Consider the following 25,904-nt stretch of genomic DNA (forward strand, 5'->3'; position numbering starts at 1 on the left):
ATTACATGGCTGGAACGGGCCGGATGCGCGTTACACCGGCACCTTCTTCAGCATTTCCACACCGACCTGGCCGGACGCGATCTCGCGCAGCGCGACGACGGTCGGCTTGTCGCGGCTTTCGATCTTCGGCGTATGGCCTTGCGCGAGCTGCCGCGCGCGGTAGGTGGCGGCAAGCGCCAGTTCGAAGCGATTGGGGATTTGCTTCAGGCAGTCTTCGACGGTAATGCGAGCCATGTTGGTAATTCCTTCTGAATATAGTCCTTATTCTACCTTATGTCCCTCTGCCCCCGCGTCATTCCGCGTGGGGCAGATGGATACCGAGCTCGATGAACAGCTCCGTGTGTCGCGCGTACTGCGAAGCAAAGCGCAGGCGCGTCGCCGCAACGATGCACTCGAGCTCGGACAGCGCGCGATCGAAATTCTCGTTGATCACGACGTATTCCGCTTCGGATGCGTGCGCTATCTCGCTGCCTGCGGCGAGCAGGCGTCGCGTGATCACGTTCGGTTCGTCCTGGCCGCGCTTCTTCAGACGCTCCTCGAGCGCATCGAGCGACGGCGGCAGAATGAAGATGCCGACCGCGTTGCGGAACTGCTTCTTCACCTGCTGCGCGCCCTGCCAGTCGATCTCGAGCAGCACGTCGTGGCCGTTCATCATCTGCTCTTCGATCCAGACGCGCGACGTGCCGTAGTAGTTGCCATGCACTTCCGCGCTTTCCAGGAATTCGTGCGCGGCGTGACGGGCGCGGAAATCCTCGACGGTCGTGAAATGATAGTGCTGGCCGTCCTGCTCGCCCGGGCGCGGCTTGCGCGTCGTGTACGAAATCGACAGGCAGATGTCGCTGTCCTTCGACAACAGCGCGTTCACGAGCGTCGACTTGCCGGCGCCCGACGGTGCGATGACCATGAACAGGTTGCCGGGATAGACGCCGCTGTGCAGCGAATGCGACGCGTACGCGTCGCGAGTGGATTCGGTCATGTCAGCCTCCGCCGGGCCGTCCCAAGGAGGCCGACCGCCCCCTCGGAGGGCAGCGAACGTAGTGAGCGTGGGGGTTGTTGCATCTCTTTTACTCCAGGTTTTGCACTTGCTCACGCATCTGCTCGATCAACAGCTTGAGCGCCATCGATGCGTCGGCCAGTTCCTTCGCCGCCGCCTTCGAGCCGAGCGTGTTTGCTTCGCGATTCAGTTCCTGCATCATGAAGTCGAGACGCTTGCCGACGCGGCCGCCCTTCTCGATCACGTGACGCGTTTCGTTCAGGTGCGCGGTGAGTCGCGACAGCTCTTCCGCGATGTCGATCCGGATGCCGTACATCGTCACTTCCTGACGAATGCGTTCCGCGGCTTCCTCACGCGTGACGATCGGCGCGCTGCCTTCGGGTGCCGCGATGCCGAGCGCTTCCTGCAGCCGCTCGACGATCTTCTGCTGATGCTTCGCGATCAGTTCCGGCACGAGCGGCGTGATGCGCGCGACGATCGCTTCCATTTCGGTGACGTTCGACAGCAGCATCGTCGCCAGTTGCGCGCCTTCGCGCGAACGCACGACGACGAGCTCGCCGATCGCTTCCTTGCCGCACGCGAGCACCGCGTCGCGGATCGCTTCCGCCGACACGCCGCTCTCGGCGAGCACGCCCGGCCAGCGCAGGATCTCGCCTGCGCGCAGGCGGCCGACGCCCGGGAACGAATCGAGCACCGAGCGCTCGAGCTCGGCGAGCTGGCCGAGCGCCGACTGGTTCAGCGCACCCGCGCCGATGCTCTGCTCGCCGCGCTGCAGGTTGATGCGCACGTCGACCTTGCCGCGCGACAGCTTGTTCATCAGCATTTCGCGCAGCGCGGGCTCGCACGCGCGCACGTCGTCCGGCATGCGGAAATTCAGGTCGAGGAAGCGCGAGTTCACGGTACGCAGTTCGACCGACACGCTGGTGCCGCCGTTGCCGGTAGCCGTCACGAGTTCGCGCGTCGCGCTCGCATAGCCCGTCATGCTGTAGATCATGGTTCGTCTCGCCGTCTGGATGCCCTTGCGGGCGGAATATGTCGAGGCGCCCGGCGCGTCGCAAGGCGCGGGGCGGGAAGCGCGCATTATCCCATTTTTGCGCTCCACCCCGCCGGGCACGGATGCCGTTCGGCGCTAGAATCGGGGTTTCCTCCTCCGTCCACCATTTCCCCATGACGTCTTCCCTTTCCCGCCCGAGCGGCCGTCGCGCCGACGAACTGCGCAAGGTCGCCCTCACGCGCCATTACACGAAACACGCCGAAGGCTCCGTGCTGGTCGAATTCGGCGACACCAAGGTGATCTGCACCGCGAGCGTCGCCGAGCGCGTGCCCGAATTCCTGCGCGATCGCGGGCAAGGCTGGCTGACGGCGGAATACGGGATGCTGCCGCGCGCGACGCACACGCGCAGCGACCGCGAAGCCGCGCGCGGCAAGCAGACGGGCCGTACGCAGGAAATTCAGCGCCTGATCGGCCGCGCGCTGCGCGCGGTGTTCGATCTGGAAGCGCTCGGCCCGCGCACGATCCACATCGACTGCGACGTGATCCAGGCCGACGGCGGCACGCGCACGGCGAGCATCACCGGCGCGTTCGTCGCCGCGCACGACGCCGTGTCGAAGCTGATCGCCGCCGGCAAGCTCGCGCGCTCGCCAATCACCGACCACGTCGCCGCGATTTCGGTCGGCGTGTACGAAGGCGCCCCCGTGCTCGATCTCGATTACGCGGAAGATTCGCGCTGCGACACCGACATGAACGTCGTGATGACGGGCGCCGGCGGCTTCGTCGAAGTCCAGGGCACCGCCGAAGGCGTGCCATTCTCGCGCGCCGAGATGAACGCGCTGCTCGACCTCGCGCAAGGCGGAATCGGCCAGCTCGTGCAGCTGCAGAAAGACGTGCTGGGCGCCGCCCATGTCTGACGATCGCACCGTCGCGCCGTTGTCGCGCATCGTGCTCGCGTCGAACAACGCCGGCAAGCTGCGCGAATTCACAGCGCTGTTCTCGACGGTCGGCATCGAGATCGTGCCGCAGGGCGACCTGGCCGTGCCCGAGGCGGAAGAGCCGTTCGGCACGTTCATCGAGAATGCGCTGACGAAAGCGCGCCATGCGTCGCGCCTCACCGGCCTGCCGGCGATCGCCGACGATTCGGGCCTGTGCGTGCGTGCGCTGCGCGGCGCACCGGGCGTCTATTCGGCACGCTACGCGCAGCGCGCGGGCCGCGACAAGGGCGACGCGGCGAACAATGCGTACCTCGTCGAGCAGTTGCGCGGCGTCGAGGATCGACGCGCATACTATTGCTGCGTGCTCGCGCTCGTGCGCCACGTGGACGATCCCGAGCCGCTGTTCGCCGAAGGGCGCTGGACGGGCGAGATCGTCGACACGCCGCACGGCGAACACGGATTCGGCTACGACCCGTATTTCTACCTGCCGGCGCTCGGCGCGACGGCGGCCGAACTCGAGCCTGCCGTCAAGAACACGCACAGCCACCGCGCGCTCGCGCTGAAGGCGCTGCTCGCGCGGCTCGCAGAGGAACCAGCATGACCGTCTTCGTCACGCATTCGCTGCCGGAGGCCGCATGAGCCAGGCCGCAGAAACCGGCGCGCGCGTCGTCGCGACATTCACGTCGCCCGGGCAGGTGCGGCTCACGTCGCTACCGCCGCTCGCGCTGTACGTGCATTTCCCGTGGTGCGTGCGCAAGTGCCCATACTGCGACTTCAACTCGCACGAATGGAAAGGCGAGCGGTTTCCGGAAACCGAGTATCTCGACGCGCTGCGCGCCGACCTCGAGCAGGCGCTGCCGCTCGTCTGGGGGCGGCAGGTGCACACGGTGTTCATCGGCGGCGGGACCCCGAGCCTGCTGTCGGCCGCCGGCCTCGACCGACTGCTGTCGGACGTGCGCGCGCTGCTGCCGCTCGATGCCGACGCCGAGATCACGCTCGAGGCGAACCCGGGCACGTTCGAAGCCGCGAAGTTCGCGCAGTTCCGCGCGAGCGGCGTGAACCGCCTGTCGGTCGGCATCCAGAGCTTCAACGAGGCCCATCTGAAGGCGCTCGGCCGCATTCACGACACCGCGCAGGCGCGCGCGGCCGTCGAGATCGCCGCGAAGACGTTCGACAACTTCAACCTCGACCTGATGTTCGCGCTGCCGGACCAGACGCTCGACGAGTGCCGGACCGACATCGAGACCGCGCTGTCGTTCGCGCCGTCGCATCTGTCGCTGTATCACCTGACGCTCGAACCGAACACGCTGTTCGCGAAGTTTCCGCCGACCGTGCCCGACGACGACGCATCGGCCGACATGCAGGAGTGGATCCATGCGCGCACGGCGGAGGCCGGCTATGAACGCTACGAGGTGTCCGCTTACGCGAAGCCGAATCATCAGTGCAAGCACAACCTGAACTACTGGCGCTTCGGCGACTATCTCGGGATCGGCGCGGGCGCGCACACGAAGCTGTCGTTCCCGAACCGGATCCTGCGGCAGGCACGCTACAAGCATCCGGCGACTTTCATCGAACAGGCGATGGCCGGCACGCCGGTGCAGGAAGAGCGTGAGGTGGGCGCACGCGACCTGCCGTTCGAGTTCATGCTGAACACGCTGCGGCTCGTCGAGGGCTTCCCCGTCCACAGCTTCGTCGAGCGCACCGGGTTGCCGGTCGGCACGATCGAGCCGGCGCTGCAGGAAGCGGAACGACGCGGGCTGATCACGCGCGATTTCGCGCAGATCGCACCGACCCCGCTCGGCCAGCGTTTCCTCAACGACCTGCAGGAATTGTTCCTGCGCGACGATTGAAGAAAAAACGAGGCGGCATTTCGGTTACAATGCCGCCTCGTGTGGAAGCGTGGCCGAGCGGTTTAAGGCACCGGTCTTGAAAACCGGCGACGGGAAACTGTCCGTGAGTTCGAATCTCACCGCTTCCGCCAAGCAGTTCGCCAAACCCCGTCCATTCATCGAATGACGGGGTTTTTGTTTGCCCGCGCGCATCCCTCCCCCTGCGTTCCGACGCGCCCCGCCGGATGCCGTTACAATTCGGCGCTCCGATTCGCGAAACGGGAAACCCCGCCATGAAGTCCTACATCGCCTCGTCGCTCGTCGCCCTGCTGGCTGCCGCGAGCATGCATGCGACCGCGGCCGATACTGCGGCCGCCAGCGACGCGCAAACGCCGTCGTGCGCGATCGCGTACGTGAAGGGCGTCGGCGGCTCGCCGCGCAGCCTGCGCGAATACCTCGCGAGCTCGGCGCCGTACAACTACCTGAAAGACAACGAGATCCAGTGCAAGGTGTCGGATGACGGGCGCGCGTCGAACTGCACCGGCGTGACCTATATCCGCAATGAACAGGTCAGCGTGTACGACGATTCCGATCCGACGACGCTCACCGTCGTCGCACCGGTGGAGCTCGATCACGGCGAGAAGTATCCCGTGATCCTTGTCGTGCAGCGCAAGGACGCACGCTGCACGCGGTAAGGCACGACACGGCACGCTCGGCGTTGCCGCAGGCGATGCGCGCAAGCCTCACGGGCCGCGCCGCCATCGCCTAGAATTCGATCAGCACGGCGACACGACCGCCGCCGCGTACTCGATGCCGCTCGCGCCATCCGTGCATGCGGCACACGGAGATCGCCATGACCGAACTGTCGACCCCGACGGAACACGTCGATTACGAAGGTTTCGAGATTCATGTCACGCCGGGCACAGCCCCCGGCAGCGACACGCGCTACACCTACACCGGCTACGTATGCCATCCGGGCGCGAATCCCGCGCTGCCCGGGCATGCGGTGCCGTTCCACGCGGACGGCGAGGAAAGCTTCGCGAGCATCGACGAAGCTGTCCACGAAGCCGTGCACCTCGGCAAGAGCATCATCGACGGCACGCATCCCGACCTGTCGGTGCTCGCACTCGTGACGCACGGCTACTGACGGGGCCGACCGCATGTATGCATCGACGGTGCGCGTCGGCCCGCATCGTCATATGTCGCATCACATTCCCGCGCACGCCGGCTGCGCCGGGCAGCGTCGTCATCAGCGATCGCGACGTTACCCGTCGGGCGTTATGCGTTTCTCCCGATATCGCGCAGCGTCCGCGCGCCTATCATTTTTTTATAGTCACCCGCCGGCGATCGTCCCATGCGCCCACTTCCCCGTCCGAACATCGACCGGCCGCGTGTCGCCGTCCTGGTCGCCGCAGCCATGCTTGCCGCTTGCACGATTACACCGCCATCGCTGCACTCGATCCTGACGATCCCGTCGGTTACCCGCAGCGCGAGCATCGACCAGTATCGCGTGGAAGTCGCGCAGCGCGTCGCCGAGCGCAATCCGTCCGGCATGTCGCACGGGACGCCACAGGCAATGCTGCGCTCGCTCGTCGTCGTCTCGTTCACCGTCGACCGAAGCGGCCGCCTCGTCAACGCGTCCGTCTATCGCAGCAATGGCGACAGCGAAGCCGAAGCGCTCGCGCTCGCATCGCTGCGACGCTCGGCACCGCTGCCGCCACCGCCGTCGAAACTGCTCGACGGCAACGGCCGGATCGAGATGATGGAAGGCTGGCTCTTCAACGACGACGGCCGGTTCCAGTTGCAGAGTACGGCGTCGGCGCAGGCGCAGTCGCTCGACTGACCCCTCGCCCGCCCACGATTGCCGCTATGCAGCGGCGCTGGCTATAATTTTGCGCAATCGCGCGGCCATCCTGCCGCGCGCGCGTTCGCACGCCGCACCCGGCAAGCGAACCGACCACGCCGGCACCGGGCGGGGCGACCTATCCGTCTCCATCGTCAACCGGCGGGTGACGTCCGCGCCACGGCGCGCGTCCACGCCGCCACCGCTTCATCCGTTCGGCTGCTCCCGGCGGGCGCTCCGCCTGCTCGAGCGCATCAGCCGACCGCCCCAACGACAAAACGGAGACTTCCATGTCCGCATCCCCCCCGACCGTTGCGCACGCAACCGGTTCGGCCGGCGCCGTCAGCCACCGGCGCATCGTGTTCGCGAGCTTCATCGGCACCGCGATCGAGTTCTACGATTTCTACGTCTACGCAACCGCTGCGGCACTCGTCATCGGCCCCGTGTTCTTCCCGCACGGTTCCGCGACCGCGCAGGCACTGTCGGCGTTCGTCACGTTCGGCATCGCGTTCGTCGCGCGACCGATCGGCTCGTTCCTGTTCGGCCACTTCGGCGACCGCATCGGCCGCAAATCGACGCTCGTCGCATCGCTGCTGGTGATGGGCGTATCGACCACCGCGATCGGCTTCGTGCCGGGCTACGACACGATCGGCGCGCTCGCACCGGTGCTGCTGTGCGTGTTGCGCTTCGGCCAGGGGATCGGCCTCGGCGGCGAATGGGGCGGCGCGGCGCTGCTCGCGACCGAGCACGCGCCGCAAGGCAAGCGCGGCTGGTTCGGCATGTTCCCGCAACTGGGGCCGTCGGTCGGCTTCCTGATGTCGAACGGGCTGTTCTTCGCGCTCGCGCTGTCGTTGTCCGACGATCAATTCCGCAACTGGGGCTGGCGCATCCCGTTCCTCGTCAGCGCGGTGCTCGTCGCGCTGGGCCTGTACGTGCGGCTGAAGATCACCGAGACGCCCGCCTTCCAGGCCGCGCTCGATCGCAACGAACGCGTACGCGTGCCGGTCGCGACGCTCATCTCGCAACACTGGCAGCCGACGCTGCTCGGCGCGCTCGCGATGGTCGTCTGCTACACGCTGTTCTATATCTCGACAGTGTTCTCGCTGTCGTACGGCGTCTCTGCGCTGCATATTCCGCGCCAGAGCTTCCTCGGCCTGCTGTGTCTCGCCGTCGTGTTCATGGGACTCGCGACGCCGCTGTCGGCCTGGGCCTCCGACCGCTTCGGCCGCAAGCCGGTGCTGGTGGCGGGTGCAATCGCCGCGCTGCTGTCCGGTTTCGCGATGGAACCGCTGCTCGGCAGCGGCTCGATGCCGCTCGTCGCGCTGTTCCTGACGCTGGAGTTGTTCCTGATGGGCGTGACGTTCGCGCCGATGGGCGCGCTGCTGCCGGAACTGTTCCCGACCAACGTCCGCTATACGGGCGCGGGCGTCGCGTACAACCTCGGCGGGATCCTCGGCGCGTCGATCGCGCCGTACATCGCGCAACTGCTGGCCGCGCGCGGCGGATTGTCGTGGGTGGGCGGCTACGTGTCGGTGGCGGCAGCAATCAGCCTGATCGGCGTGCTGCTGATGCGCGAAACCCGCGACTCGTCGCTGGTCTGAGCGTCGGGGACGCCCCGGGTTGTGCGGCGGCCGGCGCTGCTTATACTCGATCCAGGGGCCGCTGCCATGCGCCCCCTGGATCCCTTCCCAAAGGAGTCGCCGCGATGAATATCCGCCTCGACAACGCCGACCTCGTCCTGATCCTCGCGCTCGCGCTGGGTGGCGCGCTGTTGCTTGCGCTGCGCTTCCGGCCGAAAACCTGGCGCGGCCTGCTGTTCGAGGCACTGCTGGCGAACGTGGCCGCCATCGCCGCGGTCATCACGGTCGAGGTGCTGCTGGCCTGAACCGGCACTGCGGTTTCGTCAGGCCGTCAGCGCGACGGGGCGCACCCCGTAGGCCGGACCGACCGCATCGATTGCGTCCAGCGCCTGCGCAACGGACGGCACCGTGCCTGGTTCGCCGATCGACAGCGCATTCGGCGCGCCGCCGATGCCGCAGTGGTGGCGAGACGTCGCGACGAAAATCATCACGGTCGGCCGCTGCAGCGCGTGCGCCATATGCACGAATCCGGTATCGACCCCCACCACGAGCGCGGCCCGGCCGATCGCCGCGCCCAGTTCGCGCACCGACATCGCGGGCAGCACGACCGCGCCCGGGGCACGTGCGACGATGTCCTGGGCGTCGTCGTGTTCGGCGGCCGAGCCCCACGGCACCAGCACGCGCACGCCGCGCGCCATCATCTGCATGGCCAGCGCGGCCCAATGATCCCGCGGCCATTTCTTGTCCGGATTGGACGTCGCATGAAACAGCAGCATGAACGGCGCGCCGTCGGTCACGGCGGCCGGCAGGCTCGCGTCCTGCGGCGCAACGATGCCGTATGCGGCGATGCCTTCGGGGACATATCCCAGCGCCTCGCCGGCGCTGACACGCATGCCGTGCCACGCGTCGCAGTTCGGGCGCGGGCCGAAGCGATGCGAATACGCGAAACGCGCGCCCGTCTCGCCGAGGTCCTGCGTCTGATACCCGACCCGGCGTGCGGCCCGTGCGAACGCCGAAATGATCGCGCTCTTGTAAACGCCGTGCAGATCGATGACCGCGTCGTACCGGTGCGCGCGCAGCGCCCCGATCGATGCCGAAATCGCCTTCAGATCGCCGCGGCTGCGGCACTTCTTGAACTGCCGCAGCGGCGCACAGAGCACGTGGCTCACGCCCGGGTGCCAGCGCACGACTTCGGCGCACGACTCGTCCACGGCCCAATCGACCGTCACGCCTGGAAAGGCCCGATGGAGGTCCGCGACGACCGGCAGCGTCTGGACGACATCGCCGAGCGACGTCACTTTCACGATAAGGATGCGTTTCACGTTTCCTGTGGGGAGGAGCATGGCATTTCGGCATGCTAACGACGGCGCTTACCCAAAGGCATTTCATCCCCATTACATTTGCAACAAAGTGCGTCGTTTTCGTGAAAGATTGTCGAGCCCCATACGCATCCGGTTCTTTTTATAATGCACTTTTTGCCCGCCGGCCCGTCGCCGATGCCCCGCCCCGCCCTTCCTACCCTGTTTCCCGCTCTCACCCGCCGCTCGGTGCGGATCTGGCGCCAGTACGGCGTCTTCTGGCTCGGCGCGATCGCCGTGGGTCTCGCGGCCGTGCTCTACGCGCGGCTGATCGACTGGGGCTACGACATGTTCCGCACGATGCGCGACCACGCCGCATGGCTGCCGCTGGTATTGACGCCATCGATCGCCGCTGCGTCGGCATGGCTCACGCGCCGCTTCTTTCGCGGTGCAGAGGGCAGCGGCATCCCGCAGGTCATCGCGACGCTGCATGCGCGCCCCAGCGCGTTCGGCGCACGCCTGCTGACGTTGCGCATCCTGTTCGGCAAGGTGCTGATCTCGTTCATGGGCATTCTCGGCGGCTTCACGATCGGCCGTGAAGGGCCGACCGTGCAGGTCGGTGCCGCGCTGATGTTCAACCTGAGGCGCTTCTACCCGCGCTCCAATGCGCAGATCGAGCGTCAGCTCGTGCTCGCCGGCGCCGCCGCCGGCCTGTCGGCGGCATTCAATACGCCGCTGGCCGGGATCGTGTTCGCGATCGAAGAGCTGACCCGCAGCTTCTCCGCGCGCGCAAGCGGCGTGCTGATCACCGCGATCATCCTCGCAGGTGTCGTTGCGCTCGGCCTGAACGGCAACTACACGTACTTCGGCACGATCGACGCCGGCCAGCATTTTCCGAAGATGCTCGCCGTTGCCGTGCTCGTCACCGCGATCGTCACGGGAATCGCGGGCGGCCTCTTCAGCTGGCTGCTGCTCAATACGGGACGCTGGCTGCCCCCACGCCTGCTAGACCTGTACCGCGAGCGCCCGATCGCATTCGCGGCGCTGTGCGGCTTCGTGATCGCCGTCGTCGGCCTCGTGTCGGGCGGCACGACGTTCGGCAGCGGCTATGCCGAAGCGCGCGGCCTGCTCGACGGCCATGAACAGCTTTCGGCGTTCTATCCGTTCCTGAAGATGGTATCGATGGTCGCGTCGTACCTGCCGGGCATCCCGGGCGGGATCTTCGCACCGTCGCTGTCGATCGGCGCCGGCTTCGGCAACCTGTTGCACCTCGTGTTCGGCGACATGGGCCTGCCGATGTTGATCGCGCTCGCGATGGTCGGCTACCTCGCGGCGGTCACGCAGTCGCCGATCACGTCGTTCGTGATCGTAATGGAAATGATCAACGGCCACGCGCTCGTGATTTCGTTGATGGCAACCGCGCTCGTATCGAGCCGCGTGGCGCGCTTCTTCGCGCCGCCGCTCTACGAAACGCTCGCGCAGCGCTATCTCGCACCGCCAGCGGCCGCTGCGCCAACCGCTGCTGCTGCGCCGGCGACGGCGAGCAACGTCACCGAGCCGCAGGATGCGGACGCCGCGCCCGCCGACCCGCTCGATACGTTGCGCGACGAGAGTGTCGACGAGCCGGCCGCGTCCGCCGCGAACGGCCCGGCACAGCCGGGCCCGCGCGACGCTCAGTAGATCACCACCGGCGCCGGCCGATAGTAGACGGGTCGAGCCGGCACGACGATGCAGCCGGCCAGCGTGATCGCGACGAGCGCGATGGCGATTGCGGTTCGTTTCATCGCACGCCTCCGTCAGGCCCAGTGACCACGCGTCCAGAACCAGTTCGGGCCGCGCTGATCCCAATGGCCCGGCACCCAGTGCATGCCGACGCGCTCGGCTTCCCAGTGGCCGCCGATCCATACGTAGCGGCCATGATCCCAGCGCCAGTGGCCGCGCTCCCACACGTAGCCGACGCGTGCAGCCGGCACAACCTCGTAGCGCACGGGCGGCGGCGCATTCGGCCCGACGACGACGACTTCCTCGGTACGCAGGGCCACGGGCTCGGCGACGACCATCCGGGCCGACTGCACCCGCACGGGCGCGCCGACGATGATCTCGTCCGCGCGTGCGGCGAGCGGTGCGGCGACGGCTGACAGGCCTGCGGCGAACAGCGCGAGCGAAACGATACGACGTTGAACAGTAGAGACAGCCATCACAACCTCCTGATTGAACAATTGACGCGAGCGTATTCGTTCAATGCGGGAGGACGGCTGACGGCCGACAAGGGCCGTGTTACGGCGTGCCCGAAAGTGCAACAGGGCGTAAGACGCGCACGACGGCACACATGCCGCCGTGCGGTGGGACACCTGCAAGGGTCAGGCTTGCGGGATCTCGATCTTGACTTCGAGCACTTCGAGATCGTCCTGGCGCTCGAGGCTCACGCGGATGTCATCGTTCGAAATATGGACGTACTTCGAGATGACCGCGACCAGCTCCTTCTGCAGCGCGGGCAGGTAATCGGCCGGCGGCCGGCCGCCGACCCGCTCGTGCGCGATGATGAGCTGCAGGCGCTCCTTCGCGACCGACGCGGACTTCTTCTTCTCGCCAAGGAGAAACGAAAGGATGGACATGAGCGACCTCCGTTACTTGCTGCCGAAGAGGCGCTGCAGCAGGCCCGGCTTCTGGTATTCGGTGAAACGCAGCGGCTTGTCTTCGCCGACGAAGCGCGCAACGATGTCCTTGTACGCCTCGGCGACATCGGTGCCGTCGAGATGCACGGCCGGCAGACCCTGATTCGAAGCATGCAGCACGGCTTCCGATTCCGGCACCACGCCGATCAGCTTGATACGCAGGATCTCGCTGATGTCCTCGAGCGACAGCATCTCGCCTTCGCTCACGCGCTTCGGGCTGTAACGCGTGATCAGCAAGTGTTCCTTGATCGGATCCTTGCCTTCGGTCGCGCGCTTGGTCTTCGACGACAGGATACCGAGAATACGGTCCGAGTCGCGCACCGACGACACTTCCGGGTTCGTCACGATCAGCGCTTCGTCCGCGAAGTACATCGCGTGCAGCGCGCCTGCCTCGATACCGGCCGGCGAGTCGCAGATGATGTATTCGAAGTCCATCGCGACCAGGTCGTTCAGCACCTTCTCGACGCCGTCACGCGTGAGCGCATCTTTGTCGCGCGTCTGCGACGCCGGCAGGATGAACAGGTTCTCGCACTTCTTGTCCTTGATCAGCGCCTGGTTCAGGTTCGCTTCGCCCTGGATCACGTTCACGAGGTCATACACGACGCGGCGCTCGCAGCCCATGATGAGATCGAGGTTGCGCAGGCCGACGTCGAAGTCGATCACGGCCGTCTTGTGGCCGCGCAGCGCAAGGCCGGACGCGAAGCTCGCGCTCGTCGTCGTCTTGCCCACGCCGCCCTTGCCCGAAGTCACCACGATGATTTTTGCCATTTACCCAATACCCTGTGTTCGTCAATGAGAGCCGATCGATCCGGAGCGTGCGGCGTGAATCACGTCAGGCGCAGCGGTTCGATCATCAGTTTTTCCTCTTCGAGCCGGATCTGCACCGATTTGCCCAGTACGTCGGCGGGCAGCGGGTTCTCGGTTGTTCGATAGATACCCGCGATCGAAATCAGTTCCGGTTCGAGACACGTGCAGAAAATGCGCGCGTCGTGATTGCCGTGCACGCCCGCGAGTGCGCGGCCGCGCAACGGCGCGTAGATGTGGATATTGCCTTCCGCGATGATCTCTGCGCCGTGACTGACCGGCGCGAGCACCACGAGGTCTCCTTTCGCGTAAATCTGCTGTCCCGAACGCAGCGGCCGGTCGATCACCAGCGTCTGGCCGCCGGTCTGAATCGGCGTCGGAGCAGGCTCGGACGTCGCTTCGGCTGCGGCCGCAGCAGCAGGCGCCTCGACGACGGGCACCGGCTCCGCTTCCTCGGCCGGTTTCGCGGCCGACACGCGGCGATCGCGCGCTTCGAGCAACGGCAGGCCCGCAGTTGCCGCCCAGCCTTGCGTCGGCAGTGCGACGACGCCCACCGGGCGCATCCGCACGTCGTTCAGCATCTTGCGGATGTCGGCGAGCGCGACGCGTTCACCGTCCGCGAGGCGACGGACGTCGATCGCGACGACATCATCGGCGAAAAACTCTGGAGTCGCTTCGAAGCGCTTGACCAGTTCGGTACGCAACGCATCGAGATCGGTCGTCTTCACGGTGAACAGCAACGTATCGACCGATCCGCTGCGCAGCTCGAAGAATGGCGATTTTTTAAACGACATGGACACTCTGCAAAAAATTTTTGCGTATTTTACAGGCGTCCACGCGTGCAGCCATTATTTTTGGGACTTGGGTGGGGGCGAGCACACCACCGGCGGGCGGACCGGCGCGCGGCGAGGCGTTCATCGCGCCGGGCGGCCCGAATGTTCATCCATCAGGGTGTGTTGACCCGCGACACGAACAGCGACTTCATCGCGCCGGGCATCCGCGCGATCGGCGCGTGCTCGCCGGTATTGCCGAAACCCGCGCGCTCGTAGAAGCGGACCGCGTTGCGGTTCGCGTCGGCGATCCATGCGTAGACGTCCTGCGCACCGCGTTCGGCCAGCCACCCAGTAGCCGTTTCGAGCAGCAGCACGCCGCCGCGCAGGTGGCGGACTGCGTGCGCGACCCACAGCTCGCTGACGAACGCGCGGCGCTCAGGCGTATTGTCGAAATACGCGCCGATCATACCGGCCGGATGGCCTTCGGTGTAAAGCAGGAAAGTCGTCGATTCGTCGGATGCGGCGCGCAGCGCGGCGATGGCCGCCGCCGCGTCGGAATCGACGTTCAGCAATTCGGCCTCCGGCGCTTCACTGGGCGCATAGGGCTCACGAAGCGATGCGGCGCGGAGTTCGCGATACACGCCACCCTGGTCGGCAGCGATACGACGAACGGTCAAGGTCGAACTCATGCAGGCACAGCCCCCTTCGGACAGCAAGTTATTAGCTTCAACCGAAAGCGGGGCATGAGTCAAATCGTTATTTTCAAATGGCAGCGCGGATCGAAAGGCGGCAGGCAACGCTGCATGCGCGGGTGTGCAGGTGCAGCATTCGCACATCGATCGGCTGCAACGCGCGCGCGTCCGAAGTGCGATGCCGGACATGCCCCTCGCTCGCCTTTGTCGTGCATGACATTCTCGCGGCGAGCGTCCGGTATTTCGCCGTGCGGCTCGTAATGGTTCGTAATATATGTATCGGGTAGCGAGGTTCCGCAACGCGCTGCTGCGCGTCGATTATTGCATTGCAACATTCGTTGCGATACGCGAAGCCTGAAAACTCGCGCACCCGGCTCGCGCATTCATCAGACCAGAGCCGAGGCCGTGCGAGCCGATACGGCTCGTATCAGGCTGTTTCAATCACCCCCTGTCGGCCCCTCCCCACCTGCGTCCCGCACAGACCGCCGTTTGGAGTTTCACGCCTAGCGTCGGAGTTTGGAAAGCGTGCGTGACGGTCGTATAACTGGCACAACCGGACTTCCGATCCGGGGCCGCGCGCAGCGTCGCGCACCGACGACGATTCGAACGACTAAATGGATGCGGCCGCCCGGCGCCCCTGCGTGCCGGAGGCAGTCCAAAGGAGGGAGACAATGGCAATGACGGACGGACCGGCCTTGAGCTGGTCGGATGGCAAACGTTACCTGTGGCTCCTCGGCGCGCTGACGATCACGCTGCCGATCCTCGCGGCCCAGCTCGCGCTTGCGACGGGACTTCACGTGTTCTGGTGGTTCGGGCCGCTGTTCGCATTTGGCGTGATTCCGGTCCTCGACACGCTGATCGGCGACGATCGGGACAACCCGCCCGAAACCGTCGTTCCGCAGCTCGAGCGGGAACGCTACTACCGCTTCATCGTCTACCTCGCGACGCTCGTCGAATACGTCGCGTTTTTCACGTGCATGTGGATCGTCGGCACGCATGCGCTCACGTGGTACGACTACGTCGGCTTCGCGCTGTCGCTCGGCGCCGCGACGGGCATCTCGATCAATACCGCGCACGAACTCGGCCACAAGACCAACCGCTTCGAGCGCTGGCTCGCGAAGGTCACGCTCGCGCCCGTCGCGTACGGGCACTTCTTCGTCGAACACAACCGCGGCCATCACGTGCGCGTCGCGACGGCCGAGGATCCGGCAAGCGCGCGCTACGGCGAATCGTTCTGGGCGTTCCTGCCGCGCACGGTGACCGGCAGCATCCGCTCGGCGTGGCAACTCGAAAAGGCGCGACTCGAGCGGCTCGGGCATTCGCCGTGGAGCTGGCGCAACGAGGTACTGCACGCCTGGGCGATGACCGTCGTCGTGTGGGCCGTCGCGATCGCAATGGCCGGCAGGATCGTGATCCCGTTCCTCGTGATCCAGGCCGTCTACGGCGCGTCGCTGCTCGAAGTCGTCAATTACGTCGAGCACTATGGCCTCGGCCGCCGCAAGCTGCCGAACGGCCGTTACGAGCGCTGCACGCCGCAGCATTCGTGGAACAGCAATCACGTCGTCACGAATCTGTTCCTGTACCAGTTGCAGCGGCACGCCGACCATCATGCGAATCCGACGCGCTCGTACCAGGCGTTGCGCCACTTCGACGATTCGCCGCAACTGCCGGCCGGGTACGCGACGATGATCCTGTTCGCGTACGTGCCGCCGCTCTGGTATCGCGTGATGAATCCGCGCGTCGTCGCGCACTACGGCGGCAACATGGCACAGTCGAACATCAAGCCGTCGATCCGCGAGCGCGTGCTCGCGCAGTATCCGGCCGCGGCATAGGAACAATTGCGACGCGCCGCAGCTCCACCGGTCGACCAAAACGAAAAACCCCGTGATCCTTTCGAATCACGGGGCTTCGTATTTTGGCGGAGAGGGTGGGATTCGAACCCACGGTACGGGGAAACCGTACGCCTGATTTCGAGTCAGGTACATTCGACCACTCTGCCACCTCTCCTTCCTTGCTGCTTCAATTCCCGGCTGGTCGTGTCCGGGAAAGAAAAGATTATAGAACGATCTCTTTGAAACTCACAAGCCCTTTTTGCAATTTTTTTTGCCGGACCCTCGAAAGCCGATCGTTCGACAATCTCACGACGTCTGTGCAGGCGCGTCGATGCGCTCCATGCCGCCCATATACGGACGCAGCGCCTCCGGCACCGTGACCGAACCGTCCGCGTTCTGGTAGTTCTCCAGCACCGCGACGAGCGTGCGGCCGACCGCGAGGCCCGAACCGTTCAGCGTGTGCACGAGTTCCGGCTTGCCCTGCGCATTGCGGAAACGCGCCTGCATCCGGCGCGCCTGGAACGCCTCGGTGTTCGAGCAGCTCGAGATCTCGCGATAGGTGTTCTGCGCGGGCAGCCACACTTCGAGGTCGAACGTCTTCGCGGCGGAAAAACCCATGTCGCCCGTGCACAGCGTGATCACGCGGTACGGCAGGCCGAGCTTCTGCAGGATCGCTTCCGCGTGGCCGACCATCTCGTCGAGCGCTGCATACGATGCGTCCGGCGCGACGACCTGAACCATTTCGACCTTGTCGAACTGGTGCTGGCGAATCATCCCGCGCGTGTCGCGGCCGTACGAGCCCGCTTCCGAGCGGAAGCACGGCGAATGCGCGGTGAGCTTGATCGGCAGCGCGGAGCCTTCGACGATGGATTCGCGAACGGTGTTCGTCAGCGAAATTTCCGACGTGGAGATCAGGTATTGCGTGATCGTGTTCTCGGCGCCGCCCTTCTCGACACGGAACATGTCGTCCGCGAACTTCGGCAACTGGCCCGTGCCGTACAGGATCTCGGGATTCACGATGTACGGCGTATACGTCTCGCTGTAGCCGTGCTGCTGCGTATGCGTATCGATCATGAACTGCGCGAGCGCGCGATGCAGACGCGCGATCGCACCGCGCAGCATCGTGAAGCGCGCGCCGGCCAGCTTCGCGCCGGTTTCGAAATCGAGGCCGAGCGGCGTGCCGACGTCGACGTGATCCTTCACCGCGAAGTCGAACTGGCGCGGCGTGCCCCAGCGACGCACCTCGACGTTGTCGGCCTCGTCCTTGCCGACCGGCACGCTGTCGTGCGCGATGTTCGGCATGCCCAGCATCAGGTCGGACAGGCGCGTCTGGATTTCGCCGAGCTTGGCTTCGCCCGCCTTCATCTCGTCGCCGATCCCGCCGACTTCGGCCATCACGGCCGACGTGTCCTCGCCCTTCCCCTTCATCGCGCCGATCTGCTTCGACAGGCTGTTGCGGCGCGCCTGGAGCTCTTCGGTACGGGTCTGGATCGCGCGGCGTTCCGCTTCGAGAGCGGAGAACGCGGCGACGTCGAGGGTGTAGCCGCGATCGGCGAGGCGCTTGGCGACGCCGTCGAGGTCTTTGCGCAGCAACTGGATGTCGAGCATGGGAGGACTTGGAAAATCGTTGTGTAGGACGGGAATTCTAACGCACCGCGGGGCTGCCACGGCACTGGCCGGACGGACAATGCCGCAAACAGGCGACCGGCGTGGCAGTATCGCGTGGTCGGCCTGTGCGTCGGCAGCCGGCGGATCGCATCGCGCGGCGCCACCGCGAAGCGCGCACCAGCCGCGCCGGTCCGGCGCAGTGCGGCGGGCAACGCATCCGCTTTCGTATCACCGTCACCCGAGGAATACGATGGCCATCGAACTGGACAAGGATGTTCGCGAGCGCGCAATCGCGTCGCTGCAACGCTATTTCACGGAAAACATGGACGAGCCGATCGGCAACATCCAGGCCGGCGCACTGCTGCACTTCTTCGTCGAGGAAATCGCACCGGCGATCTACAACCTCGCGATCGCCGATGCGCAGGAGCGCCTGCACGCACGAGTCGCGGAACTGGACATCGAATGCCACGAGGAGCCGTTCGAGTACTGGAAGAAACAACCGGGCCGCAAGCGCTAGACGCACCCCGGGCAGCGCCGGCCGCAGGCCTGCGCTGCCGGTCAGCCCTTCTTGCCGGCCTCGCGGTCGAGCTCGCGCAGCCACGCGAGCTTCTCGGCGATCTTCGACTCGAGCCCGCGCGGCACCGGCTTGTACCAGTGCGGCTCGCGCATGCCTTCCGGCAGATATGTCTCGCCGGCCGCATACGCGTTCGGCTCGTCGTGCGCGTAGCGGTACGCGTGGCCGTAGCCAAGCTCCTTCATCAGCTTGGTCGGCGCATTGCGCAGATGTACGGGCACCTCGCGCGACTTGTCCTGCTTCACGAACGCCATCGCCTGGTTGAATGCGTTGTAGCCCGCGTTGCTCTTTGCCGCACACGCGAGATAGATCACTGCCTGTCCGAGCGCCAGCTCGCCTTCGGGCGATCCCAGCCGCTCGTAGGTCGCGGCCGCGTCGTTCGCCATCTGCAGCGCGCGCGGGTCGGCGAGACCGATGTCTTCCCACGCCATCCGCACGATCCGCCGCGCGAGATATTTCGGATCCGCTCCGCCGTCGATCATCCGGCAGAACCAGTACAGCGCGCCATCCGGGCTCGACCCGCGCACCGACTTGTGCAGCGCCGAGATCTGGTCGTAGAAATTGTCGCCGCCCTTGTCGAAGCGCCGCGCGTTCAACGTCATCGCGCTGCTGACGAACTCGGCATCGATCGTCGTGACGCGGGCGGACGATGCGGCGGTCTGCGCCTGCTCGAGCAGATTCAGGAAGCGGCGTGCGTCGCCGTCCGCGTAGCCGATGAGCGTGTCGATCGCCTTGTCGTCGAACGCGAGGCCGTCGAGTGCGATTTCCTGCGCGCGCGTGAGCAGCTGACGCATCTCGTCGTCGTTCAGCGAACGCAGCACATAGACCTGCGCCCGCGACAACAGCGCCGAGTTGACCTCGAAGCTCGGGTTCTCGGTCGTCGCGCCGATGAAGGTCACGAGCCCCGATTCGACGAACGGCAGCAACGCATCCTGCTGCCCCTTGTTGAAACGGTGGATTTCGTCGACGAACAGGATCGTATGGCGGCCGGTGCGGTTCAGCGTGTCCTTCGCCTGCTCCATCGCCTCGCGGATGTCCTTCACGCCGCCGAGCACCGCGGACAGCGCGATGAACTCGCAGTCGAACGCGAGCGCGGTGAGGCGCGCGAGCGTCGTCTTGCCGACGCCGGGCGGCCCCCACAGGATCATCGAATGCGGCTTGCCGGATTCGAACGCGAGCCGCAGCGGCTTGCCTTCGCCCAGCAGATGCGTCTGGCCGATCACCTCGGCGAGCGTCTTCGGCCGCAGCGCCTCGGCGAGCGGCCGGCGCGGCTCGACTTGAAACAGGTCGGACATGAACCCTCGCTCCACATCAAACAATGGCGGCCGAACGGGCCGCCGGACCCGACATTATGACAGCCGTGCGAACCCGCCGCCGCGCCTGAAAGCGACAAGGGCCTGCCGTCGCCGGCAGGCCCTTGTCAGCAGAACGGCGCGGTGCCGGTCAGCCGGTGATCACGTCGGCGCCCTTCGGCACGACGAACTTGAACGTATCGCTCTTCAGCGGCGGATTCGTCTGGATGTTGGTGAACGTCAGCAGCGTGACGTTGCCGAACACGTCGTGCAGTTCCATCGCGGCGAGCGTGCCGTTGCGAAAACCGATGCCGATCCGCTGGAACTGCGTGTCCTGCGCCTTCGGCAACATCTCGAGCCACTCGATGCCCCCCTTCTCGCCGGCATCGCGCAGCGTGTAGTTCTTGTCGAGATCGTTGCTGCCGAACAGGATCGCGGCCGGGCTCGCGCCCAGTGCGCCGTTCAGCTTGCGCTCGGTGACCTGGTTCAGGTCGCGGTCGTACACGTAGAGCTTGTCGCCGTCGGCCTGCAGTACTTGCTGGTACGGCTTCTGGTACGTCCAGATGAACTTGCCCGGACGCGAGAACACGAACGTGCCGCTCGAATTGTCGGTCGGCTTCGGCATGGCCTGCGCGGCGCTTGCGGCACTCATGGCCTTGCTCGGCGCCTTGACGATCTGCTGCGTGAAATCGCCCTTTGCCGAACGCACCTGCGACACGAAGGCCTTCAGCTGCTCGGTGCCGCCCGCGAACGCGTGCGTCGCCGCAAGCATCAGCGATGCGCCGGCGAACGCCGCGCCGAGCCAGCGCCGCGTCGAACGAAGGGAAGGGGCGAACGAAAGTTGCTGCATGATGCGGTTTTCTCCGTGGGTGGCCGGCGCTGCAGGCGCCGCGGACTCATTCCGCGTCGCGCGCCGGCACAAGAATTTCGCGGTTGCCGCTCGACGACATCGCCGACACGAGCCCCGACTGTTCCATCTGCTCGAGCAGCCGAGCCGCGCGGTTGTAGCCGATCCGCAAATGGCGCTGCACGAGCGATATCGACGCGCGGCGATTCTTGATGACGATCTCGACCGCCTGGTCGTACAGCGGATCAGACTCGTCGCCGCCTTCGCCGGTTCCCGCGCCGGCCGAGCCCTCGTCGCCGTCGACGGTGCCGCCTTCCAGCAGACCTTCGACGTAGTTCGGCTCGCCCTGCTCCTTGAGCTTCTCGACGACGCGATGCACTTCGTCGTCCGCAACGAACGCGCCGTGCACGCGCACGGGCAGCCCCGAGCCGGGCGGCAGGAACAGCATGTCGCCCATCCCGAGCAGCGATTCGGCGCCCATCTGGTCGAGGATCGTGCGCGAGTCGATCTTCGACGACACCTGGAACGCGATCCGCGTCGGCACGTTCGCCTTGATCAGGCCCGTGATCACGTCGACCGACGGACGCTGGGTCGCGAGGATCAGGTGGATGCCGGCCGCACGCGCCTTCTGCGCGATCCGCGCGATCAGCTCCTCGACCTTCTTGCCGACGACCATCATCAGGTCGGCCAGCTCGTCGATCACGACGACGATGTTCGGCAGGCGGCCGAGCGGTTCCGGGTCGTCCGGCGTCAGGCTGAACGGATTCGGAATCTTTTCCTCGCGCTTCGCCGCGTCGTCGATCTTGTTGTTGTAGCCCGCGAGGTTGCGCACGCCGAGCTTGCTCATCAGCTTGTAGCGGCGCTCCATCTCCGCGACCGTCCAGTTCAGCGCATGGCCGGCCTGGCGCATGTCGGTGACGACCGGGCACAGCAGGTGCGGAATGCCTTCGTAGACGCTCATTTCGAGCATCTTCGGGTCGATCAGGATCAGGCGCACCTGCTCGGCGGTCGCCTTGTACAGCAGCGACAGGATCATCGCGTTGATCCCGACGGACTTGCCCGAGCCGGTCGTGCCGGCCACCAGCAGGTGGGGCATCTTCGCGAGATCCGCGCACACCGGCTTGCCGCCGATGTCCTTGCCGAGACTCAGCGTGAGCGCCGACGCCGCCGCTGCATAGACCTCCGAGCCGATGATCTCGGACAGGTGCACCGTCTGGCGACGCTGGTTCGGCAACTCGAGCGCCATGTAGTTCTTGCCGGGGATCGTCTCGACCACGCGAATCGACACGAGCGACAGCGACCGCGCGAGATCCTTCGCGAGGTTCACGATCTGGCTGCCCTTCACGCCGGTGGCCGGCTCGATCTCGTAACGCGTGACGACCGGGCCCGGATATGCGGCCACGACGCTCGCCTCGACACCGAAGTCCTTCAGCTTCTTCTCGATCAGGCGCGACGTGAATTCGAGCGTGTCGGCGGAAATCGCCTCCTGCGTCTTCGGAGCGGGATCGAGCAGCGACACCGGCGGCAGCGTCGAGTCGCCCGGCAGGTCGGTAAACAGCGGCACCTGGCGCTCGCGCTCGACGCGCTCGGACTTCGCCGGCGTGACGACCGGCGGCACGATGGTCACCGGTTCGTGATCCTCGATGCGCACGCGCTCTTCCTCGACCTTGCCTTCACGGCGCACGGCCGCGGCTTCGCCCAGCTTGCGATCGCGCTCGGCCTCACGGCGCAGCTTCGCGACGGTAACGGCGGACAGGATCGCGCCGCCGACACGCTCGGAGACCGACAGCCACGAGAAGCGGAAATACAGTGACAGGCCGACCGCGAGCAGGATCAGCAGCAGCAGCGTGCCGCCGGTGAACCCGAACGCATGCGACATCGCACCCGCGACGGCCTCGCCGATCACGCCGCCCGGCGCGCGCGGCAGTTGCACCTTCAGCGACCACATCCGCATCGCCTCGATGCCGTCGCACGCGAGCACGACGAGCACAAACGACAGGATTTCGGTGAGCCAGCCGATCGGCCGCTCGGGCTCGTCGGCGGCTGCCTCGTGACGCGTGATGCGCCGGTAGTTGACGGCGATGCGCCGCCCGAGCGGCACGATCAGCCAGTAGGCCGACAGGCCGAACAGCAGCAGGATGATGTCGGCCGTCCACGCGCCGACGCGCCCGGCCCAGTTCGAGATGTGGTCCACCTGTGCTGCGTGCGTCCAGCTTGGATCGCGCCGGCTGTAGCTCAACAGGGCCATTACCAGAAAGGCGCAGAGCGCGACCTGGAGAATCCAGCGGATCTCCGTGAGGAGCTTCGACATCCGGTGCGGCAACGCCTGTGCCTGGGCGGAATAAGGAGCTTTTGCCATGAATCCGTATAAAGAGGACGGGCTGCGTGCCCGCCTGTCGTTCGATCCCGCTTATTGTAAACGCTGCACCGGTGCGTCAAGTGTAAATGACGGTTACATCGCGGGGCCGGGTGCCGAAGCAGGGGCCGCGCACGCCGGACGAACGGCCGCGGCGCCTTCCAGCCTGCCCGCCCCGCAGCCCGGCGGGACAACGCTATCGTCACGATTGAAACTCTCGTTCGGCAGCGCAGCAACCAGGCCTTTATAATGCGCGTCTGATACCCATCTATGACGGCATCCCGGTCAACCCAGACCGTCCGGCGCGCCTTACCCCGCCCGCCGCGGCCGCCTTTTACGGATTCGCACATGTCCACGCCCAAACACGCCAAAGTCCTGATTCTCGGTTCCGGCCCCGCCGGCTACACGGCTGCCGTCTACGCGGCACGCGCCAACCTGTCCCCGGTACTGATCACCGGCATCGCGCAGGGCGGCCAGCTGATGACGACGACCGACGTCGAAAACTGGCCGGCGGATGCAAAGGGCGTGCAAGGCCCGGAACTGATGGCGCGCTTCCAGGAGCACGCGGAGCGCTTCAACACCGAAATCGTATTCGACCACATCCACACCGCGAAACTGCACGAAACGCCGATCCGGCTGATCGGCGACTCGGGCGAATACACGTGCGACTCGCTGATCATCGCGACCGGCGCGTCCGCGCAGTATCTCGGCCTGCCGTCCGAAGAAGCGTTCATGGGCAAGGGCGTGTCGGCCTGCGCGACCTGCGACGGCTTCTTCTATCGCAACCAGGAAGTCGCGGTGATCGGCGGCGGCAACACGGCCGTCGAGGAAGCGCTCTACCTGACGGGCATCGCGAAGAAGGTCACGGTGATCCATCGCCGCGACAAGTTCCGCGCCGAGCCGATCCTGATCGACCGCCTGCTGGAGAAGGAAAAGGAAGGCGTGGTCGACATCAAGTGGGATCACGTGCTCGACGAAGTGACGGGCGAGGATTCGGGCGTCACGGGCCTGCGCATCAAGAACGTGAAGACCGGCGAGAAGCAGGACCTCACCGTGCAGGGCGTGTTCGTCGCGATCGGCCACAAGCCGAACACCGACCTGTTCCAGGGCCAGCTCGAGATGAAGGACGGCTACATCCTGACGAAGAGCGGCCTGCACGGCAACGCGACGTCGACGAGCGTGCCGGGCGTGTTCGCCGCCGGCGACGTGCAGGACAACGTGTACCGCCAGGCGATCACCAGCGCCGGCACGGGCTGCATGGCCGCGCTCGACGCGCAGCGCTACCTCGAAAGCCTGCACGACAAGAAGTAAGCCGAAAGCCTTCCGGCGCCGGGCGCTACAATGGCGTCCGCTGCCGCGAAGCGGGCCTTGCCGGACAAGCCGCTGCCGCCACGCAGCGGCTTTTTTGTGCCCGCGCGCCCGAGCGCGCCTGCCCCGTTACCGAATCATGGCGAAGAACCAGCCCCATCCGAGCGATCCCGCGAAGCGGCAGATCGCCGCCCGTCCCGCGAATCCCGCGCCCGTCGCGCCGCCGAGCGCGCCCGATCCCGCCGCATTGCGTGGCCAGGGGCTCGCCGGCCTCGGCGCGTTGCGCAAGTCGCTGCAAGGCGAAGCCGACCGCCGCGAGCGCGAGCGCGTCGAAACCGCGAAGGCCACCCGTCAGGCGGAGGCCGACGCGAACCTGTTCCGCAACGAAATCGGCTCGATCCGGCCGCTGAATGCGCCGCCGCGCGCGTCGTCCGGCCGCACGCCGCCCGATCCGGTGCCGAAGCAGACGCAGCGCGACGAGGAAGACGTGCTGAACGCGACGCTGTCCGACGAATTCGATCCCGAGACGCTACTCGACAGCGACGAATCGCTGTACTACCACCGTCCCGGCATCAGCCGCGACGTCGTGCGCAAGCTGCGAAGCGGCGCGTGGATCGTGCAGGCGCAGCTCGACCTGCACGGGATGCGGCGCGACGAGGCGCGCGACGCGCTCGCGGAATTCATCCGCGAGGCCAGCAAGAAAGGGCTGCGCTGCCTGCGCGTGATCCACGGCAAGGGGCTCGGCTCGATCGGCAAGGAACCCGTGCTGAAAGGCAAGGTGCGCGCGTGGCTCGTGCAGAAGGAAGAAGTGATCGCGTTCTGCGAGGCGCGCGGCCACGACGGCGGCGCGGGCGCGGTGCTCGTGCTGCTGCAGCCGCTGGCGGCAGGCGCCGATCGGGGGCCGCGTGCCGCATCCTAGGCTGACGCTCGCGATCTCGATACTGGAGGCGATCGCGACGCTGGCCTTCGCGATCTCGGGTTTCATCGAGGCGCGCAAGAACCGTCTCGACTCGGTCGGCACGTTCGTCGTCGCGATCGCCACCGCGTTCGGCGGCGGCACGCTGCGCGACATCCTGCTCGAACGCCGGCCGTTCTACTGGGTCGTGCACGACGACTACGTGATCGCGATCTTCGTGCTCGCGCTGTTCGCGCCCTTCGTGCTGCGGATGCTGTCGCGGCTGTCGGCCGAACGGATGCTGCTGATCGCCGATGCGATCGGGCTCGGCATCTTCAGCATCTCCGGCACGGCGATCGCGCTCGACGCCGAGATGCCGCGCTTCATCGCGGTCATGATGGGCGTGATCACCGGCGTGGTCGGCGGGATCGTCCGCGACGTGCTGTGCAACGACATTCCGCTGATCCTGCGCGATTCGCGGCCGTACGCGACCTGCGCGTTCGTCGGCTGCTGGTTCTACCTGCTGCTCGTGTGGCTGCAGTTCGACTCGGTGTACAGCGTGCTGCTCGCGACCGGCTTCATCCTCGTCGCGCGGCTCGCGACGTTCAAGTTCGACGTGCGACTGCCGCACTGAATCCAGACATCGCCCGAATCGCGAGGGGCCATTGAAAAGACCCTCGTCACTACACGTCGGTGAGTGTTGAACGATCGGGGGTGACGACGGCAAACGCCGCAGAATCACGTTCGTCGGGCAACGCACGTGGTGCAGCAGTTA

The 25,904-nt window shown here is 66.2% G+C and carries 27 protein-coding genes and 2 tRNA genes; 15 read left to right on the top strand and 14 right to left on the bottom strand.

Annotated elements, in window-relative coordinates; translation table 11 throughout:
- Positions 1-30: 30 nt before the first annotated feature.
- From rpoZ to DIE13_RS15315, 3 genes are all read right to left on the bottom strand, one after another.
- Complete coding sequence (gene rpoZ / locus DIE13_RS15305; RefSeq protein WP_044848533.1) at positions 31-234, bottom strand: DNA-directed RNA polymerase subunit omega; 204 nt, start codon at positions 232-234, stop codon at positions 31-33.
- Positions 235-292: 58 nt separating this feature from the next.
- On the bottom strand, positions 293-976 hold the full coding sequence (gene gmk / locus DIE13_RS15310; RefSeq protein ID WP_124827970.1) for a guanylate kinase: 684 nt from the start codon (positions 974-976) through the stop codon (positions 293-295).
- Positions 977-1,064: 88 nt separating this feature from the next.
- Positions 1,065-1,988: a YicC/YloC family endoribonuclease gene (locus tag DIE13_RS15315; RefSeq protein ID WP_096503655.1), complete on the bottom strand. Its 924-nt coding sequence runs from the start codon at positions 1,986-1,988 to the stop codon at positions 1,065-1,067.
- 173 nt (positions 1,989-2,161) lie between these two features.
- On the opposite strand from DIE13_RS15315, the gene rph reads away from it, so the two are divergent.
- The 9 genes from rph to DIE13_RS15365 all read left to right on the top strand — a co-directional run bounded on the left by rph (position 2,162) and on the right by DIE13_RS15365 (position 8,480).
- Entirely contained in the window at positions 2,162-2,902 is a 741-nt protein-coding gene (gene rph, locus DIE13_RS15320) for a ribonuclease PH (protein WP_124827971.1), read from the top strand.
- Positions 2,895-3,524 carry an RdgB/HAM1 family non-canonical purine NTP pyrophosphatase gene (gene rdgB / locus DIE13_RS15325; protein WP_124827972.1) on the top strand — a complete coding sequence of 210 codons (630 nt, stop codon included), beginning with the start codon at positions 2,895-2,897 and terminating at the stop codon, positions 3,522-3,524. The genes rph and rdgB overlap by 8 nt, the downstream gene beginning before the upstream one ends.
- Before the next feature lie 34 nt (positions 3,525-3,558).
- A complete protein-coding gene (gene hemW, locus DIE13_RS15330; RefSeq protein ID WP_124827973.1) occupies positions 3,559-4,773 on the top strand; it encodes a radical SAM family heme chaperone HemW in 1,215 nt (404 codons plus the stop codon).
- Positions 4,774-4,816: 43 nt separating this feature from the next.
- Positions 4,817-4,904, top strand: a tRNA-Ser gene (locus DIE13_RS15335).
- 141 nt (positions 4,905-5,045) lie between these two features.
- Positions 5,046-5,447 (top strand): hypothetical protein, encoded by a 402-nt coding sequence (locus DIE13_RS15340; RefSeq protein WP_124827974.1) that lies wholly within the window; start codon positions 5,046-5,048, stop codon positions 5,445-5,447.
- A 158-nt stretch (positions 5,448-5,605) separates the two neighbouring features.
- Positions 5,606-5,899 carry a hypothetical protein gene (locus tag DIE13_RS15345; protein ID WP_124827975.1) on the top strand — a complete coding sequence of 98 codons (294 nt, stop codon included), beginning with the start codon at positions 5,606-5,608 and terminating at the stop codon, positions 5,897-5,899.
- A gap of 207 nt (positions 5,900-6,106) precedes the next feature.
- Positions 6,107-6,595: an energy transducer TonB gene (locus DIE13_RS15350; protein WP_124827976.1), complete on the top strand. Its 489-nt coding sequence runs from the start codon at positions 6,107-6,109 to the stop codon at positions 6,593-6,595.
- 290 nt (positions 6,596-6,885) lie between these two features.
- Positions 6,886-8,196: an MFS transporter gene (locus DIE13_RS15360; protein ID WP_124827977.1), complete on the top strand. Its 1,311-nt coding sequence runs from the start codon at positions 6,886-6,888 to the stop codon at positions 8,194-8,196.
- A 104-nt stretch (positions 8,197-8,300) separates the two neighbouring features.
- On the top strand, positions 8,301-8,480 hold the full coding sequence (locus DIE13_RS15365) for a hypothetical protein (RefSeq protein ID WP_098549462.1): 180 nt from the start codon (positions 8,301-8,303) through the stop codon (positions 8,478-8,480).
- A gap of 18 nt (positions 8,481-8,498) precedes the next feature.
- On the opposite strand, the gene waaC is transcribed toward DIE13_RS15365, so the two are convergent.
- Entirely contained in the window at positions 8,499-9,497 is a 999-nt protein-coding gene (waaC, locus tag DIE13_RS15370) for a lipopolysaccharide heptosyltransferase I (protein WP_124827978.1), read from the bottom strand.
- Positions 9,498-9,671: 174 nt separating this feature from the next.
- Here waaC and DIE13_RS15375 point away from each other — a divergent pair, with 174 nt between their 5' ends.
- Entirely contained in the window at positions 9,672-11,153 is a 1,482-nt protein-coding gene (locus DIE13_RS15375; RefSeq protein WP_124827979.1) for a chloride channel protein, read from the top strand.
- Positions 11,154-11,269: 116 nt separating this feature from the next.
- On the opposite strand, the gene DIE13_RS15380 is transcribed toward DIE13_RS15375, so the two are convergent.
- The 5 genes from DIE13_RS15380 to DIE13_RS15400 form a co-directional block, all read right to left on the bottom strand.
- The gene (locus DIE13_RS15380) at positions 11,270-11,671 is read right to left on the bottom strand and encodes a YXWGXW repeat-containing protein (protein ID WP_124827980.1); all 402 of its coding nucleotides are present in this window, start codon (positions 11,669-11,671) and stop codon (positions 11,270-11,272) included.
- Positions 11,672-11,833: 162 nt separating this feature from the next.
- Positions 11,834-12,088, bottom strand: a complete 255-nt coding sequence (gene minE / locus DIE13_RS15385; protein WP_006486661.1) for a cell division topological specificity factor MinE — start codon at positions 12,086-12,088, stop codon at positions 11,834-11,836.
- A gap of 12 nt (positions 12,089-12,100) precedes the next feature.
- On the bottom strand, positions 12,101-12,916 hold the full coding sequence (minD, locus tag DIE13_RS15390) for a septum site-determining protein MinD (protein ID WP_124827981.1): 816 nt from the start codon (positions 12,914-12,916) through the stop codon (positions 12,101-12,103).
- 59 nt (positions 12,917-12,975) lie between these two features.
- A complete protein-coding gene (gene minC, locus DIE13_RS15395; RefSeq protein WP_124827982.1) occupies positions 12,976-13,746 on the bottom strand; it encodes a septum site-determining protein MinC in 771 nt (256 codons plus the stop codon).
- A gap of 152 nt (positions 13,747-13,898) precedes the next feature.
- A complete protein-coding gene (locus tag DIE13_RS15400) occupies positions 13,899-14,561 on the bottom strand; it encodes a GNAT family N-acetyltransferase (RefSeq protein ID WP_390678992.1) in 663 nt (220 codons plus the stop codon).
- A gap of 527 nt (positions 14,562-15,088) precedes the next feature.
- Here DIE13_RS15400 and DIE13_RS15405 point away from each other — a divergent pair.
- Complete coding sequence (locus tag DIE13_RS15405) at positions 15,089-16,249, top strand: alkane 1-monooxygenase (RefSeq protein ID WP_124827983.1); 1,161 nt, start codon at positions 15,089-15,091, stop codon at positions 16,247-16,249.
- A gap of 84 nt (positions 16,250-16,333) precedes the next feature.
- Here DIE13_RS15405 and DIE13_RS15410 read toward each other — a convergent pair.
- Both DIE13_RS15410 and serS read right to left on the bottom strand, forming a co-directional pair.
- Positions 16,334-16,424: transfer RNA gene (locus DIE13_RS15410), tRNA-Ser, on the bottom strand.
- Positions 16,425-16,555: 131 nt separating this feature from the next.
- Positions 16,556-17,857: a serine--tRNA ligase gene (gene serS / locus DIE13_RS15415; RefSeq protein WP_124827984.1), complete on the bottom strand. Its 1,302-nt coding sequence runs from the start codon at positions 17,855-17,857 to the stop codon at positions 16,556-16,558.
- A gap of 250 nt (positions 17,858-18,107) precedes the next feature.
- Between serS and DIE13_RS15420 the strand changes: the two genes are divergently transcribed.
- Positions 18,108-18,374, top strand: coding sequence for a DUF2164 domain-containing protein (locus DIE13_RS15420; protein ID WP_124827985.1), 267 nt, complete (start codon positions 18,108-18,110; stop codon positions 18,372-18,374).
- A 41-nt stretch (positions 18,375-18,415) separates the two neighbouring features.
- Here DIE13_RS15420 and DIE13_RS15425 read toward each other — a convergent pair whose 3' ends face one another.
- From DIE13_RS15425 to DIE13_RS15435, 3 genes are all read right to left on the bottom strand, one after another.
- Positions 18,416-19,726, bottom strand: coding sequence for a replication-associated recombination protein A (locus tag DIE13_RS15425; protein WP_124827986.1), 1,311 nt, complete (start codon positions 19,724-19,726; stop codon positions 18,416-18,418).
- Positions 19,727-19,874: 148 nt separating this feature from the next.
- Entirely contained in the window at positions 19,875-20,573 is a 699-nt protein-coding gene (lolA, locus tag DIE13_RS15430) for an outer membrane lipoprotein chaperone LolA (protein ID WP_124827987.1), read from the bottom strand.
- Between the two features lie 46 nt (positions 20,574-20,619).
- Positions 20,620-22,929, bottom strand: a complete 2,310-nt coding sequence (locus tag DIE13_RS15435; RefSeq protein ID WP_124827988.1) for a DNA translocase FtsK — start codon at positions 22,927-22,929, stop codon at positions 20,620-20,622.
- Between the two features lie 345 nt (positions 22,930-23,274).
- Between DIE13_RS15435 and trxB the strand changes: the two genes are divergently transcribed.
- The 3 genes from trxB (at position 23,275) to DIE13_RS15450 (ending at position 25,763) form a co-directional block, all read left to right on the top strand.
- A complete protein-coding gene (gene trxB / locus DIE13_RS15440; protein ID WP_096503613.1) occupies positions 23,275-24,237 on the top strand; it encodes a thioredoxin-disulfide reductase in 963 nt (320 codons plus the stop codon).
- A gap of 136 nt (positions 24,238-24,373) precedes the next feature.
- Positions 24,374-25,153: a Smr/MutS family protein gene (locus DIE13_RS15445; protein WP_124827989.1), complete on the top strand. Its 780-nt coding sequence runs from the start codon at positions 24,374-24,376 to the stop codon at positions 25,151-25,153.
- Positions 25,140-25,763 carry a trimeric intracellular cation channel family protein gene (locus tag DIE13_RS15450; RefSeq protein ID WP_124827990.1) on the top strand — a complete coding sequence of 208 codons (624 nt, stop codon included), beginning with the start codon at positions 25,140-25,142 and terminating at the stop codon, positions 25,761-25,763. The genes DIE13_RS15445 and DIE13_RS15450 overlap by 14 nt, the downstream gene beginning before the upstream one ends.
- Positions 25,764-25,904 lie beyond the last annotated feature (141 nt).

The sequence above is a fragment of the Burkholderia sp. Bp9016 genome, from assembly GCF_003857765.1.
Classification (GTDB): domain Bacteria; phylum Pseudomonadota; class Gammaproteobacteria; order Burkholderiales; family Burkholderiaceae; genus Burkholderia.

Coding starts and splice junctions, on each gene's coding strand:
- rpoZ (WP_044848533.1), bottom strand. CDS start 234: ATGGCTCGCATTACCGTCGAAGACTGCCTGAAGCAAATCCCCAATCGC.
- gmk (WP_124827970.1), bottom strand. CDS start 976: ATGACCGAATCCACTCGCGACGCGTACGCGTCGCATTCGCTGCACAGC.
- DIE13_RS15315 (WP_096503655.1), bottom strand. CDS start 1,988: ATGATCTACAGCATGACGGGCTATGCGAGCGCGACGCGCGAACTCGTG.
- rph (WP_124827971.1), top strand. CDS start 2,162: ATGACGTCTTCCCTTTCCCGCCCGAGCGGCCGTCGCGCCGACGAACTG.
- rdgB (WP_124827972.1), top strand. CDS start 2,895: ATGTCTGACGATCGCACCGTCGCGCCGTTGTCGCGCATCGTGCTCGCG.
- hemW (WP_124827973.1), top strand. CDS start 3,559: ATGAGCCAGGCCGCAGAAACCGGCGCGCGCGTCGTCGCGACATTCACG.
- DIE13_RS15340 (WP_124827974.1), top strand. CDS start 5,046: ATGAAGTCCTACATCGCCTCGTCGCTCGTCGCCCTGCTGGCTGCCGCG.
- DIE13_RS15345 (WP_124827975.1), top strand. CDS start 5,606: ATGACCGAACTGTCGACCCCGACGGAACACGTCGATTACGAAGGTTTC.
- DIE13_RS15350 (WP_124827976.1), top strand. CDS start 6,107: ATGCGCCCACTTCCCCGTCCGAACATCGACCGGCCGCGTGTCGCCGTC.
- DIE13_RS15360 (WP_124827977.1), top strand. CDS start 6,886: ATGTCCGCATCCCCCCCGACCGTTGCGCACGCAACCGGTTCGGCCGGC.
- DIE13_RS15365 (WP_098549462.1), top strand. CDS start 8,301: ATGAATATCCGCCTCGACAACGCCGACCTCGTCCTGATCCTCGCGCTC.
- DIE13_RS15375 (WP_124827979.1), top strand. CDS start 9,672: ATGCCCCGCCCCGCCCTTCCTACCCTGTTTCCCGCTCTCACCCGCCGC.
- DIE13_RS15380 (WP_124827980.1), bottom strand. CDS start 11,671: ATGGCTGTCTCTACTGTTCAACGTCGTATCGTTTCGCTCGCGCTGTTC.
- minE (WP_006486661.1), bottom strand. CDS start 12,088: ATGTCCATCCTTTCGTTTCTCCTTGGCGAGAAGAAGAAGTCCGCGTCG.
- minD (WP_124827981.1), bottom strand. CDS start 12,916: ATGGCAAAAATCATCGTGGTGACTTCGGGCAAGGGCGGCGTGGGCAAG.
- minC (WP_124827982.1), bottom strand. CDS start 13,746: ATGTCGTTTAAAAAATCGCCATTCTTCGAGCTGCGCAGCGGATCGGTC.
- DIE13_RS15400 (WP_390678992.1), bottom strand. CDS start 14,561: ATGTGCGAATGCTGCACCTGCACACCCGCGCATGCAGCGTTGCCTGCC.
- DIE13_RS15405 (WP_124827983.1), top strand. CDS start 15,089: ATGGCAATGACGGACGGACCGGCCTTGAGCTGGTCGGATGGCAAACGT.
- serS (WP_124827984.1), bottom strand. CDS start 17,857: ATGCTCGACATCCAGTTGCTGCGCAAAGACCTCGACGGCGTCGCCAAG.
- DIE13_RS15420 (WP_124827985.1), top strand. CDS start 18,108: ATGGCCATCGAACTGGACAAGGATGTTCGCGAGCGCGCAATCGCGTCG.
- DIE13_RS15425 (WP_124827986.1), bottom strand. CDS start 19,726: ATGTCCGACCTGTTTCAAGTCGAGCCGCGCCGGCCGCTCGCCGAGGCG.
- lolA (WP_124827987.1), bottom strand. CDS start 20,573: ATGCAGCAACTTTCGTTCGCCCCTTCCCTTCGTTCGACGCGGCGCTGG.
- DIE13_RS15435 (WP_124827988.1), bottom strand. CDS start 22,929: ATGGCAAAAGCTCCTTATTCCGCCCAGGCACAGGCGTTGCCGCACCGG.
- trxB (WP_096503613.1), top strand. CDS start 23,275: ATGTCCACGCCCAAACACGCCAAAGTCCTGATTCTCGGTTCCGGCCCC.
- DIE13_RS15445 (WP_124827989.1), top strand. CDS start 24,374: ATGGCGAAGAACCAGCCCCATCCGAGCGATCCCGCGAAGCGGCAGATC.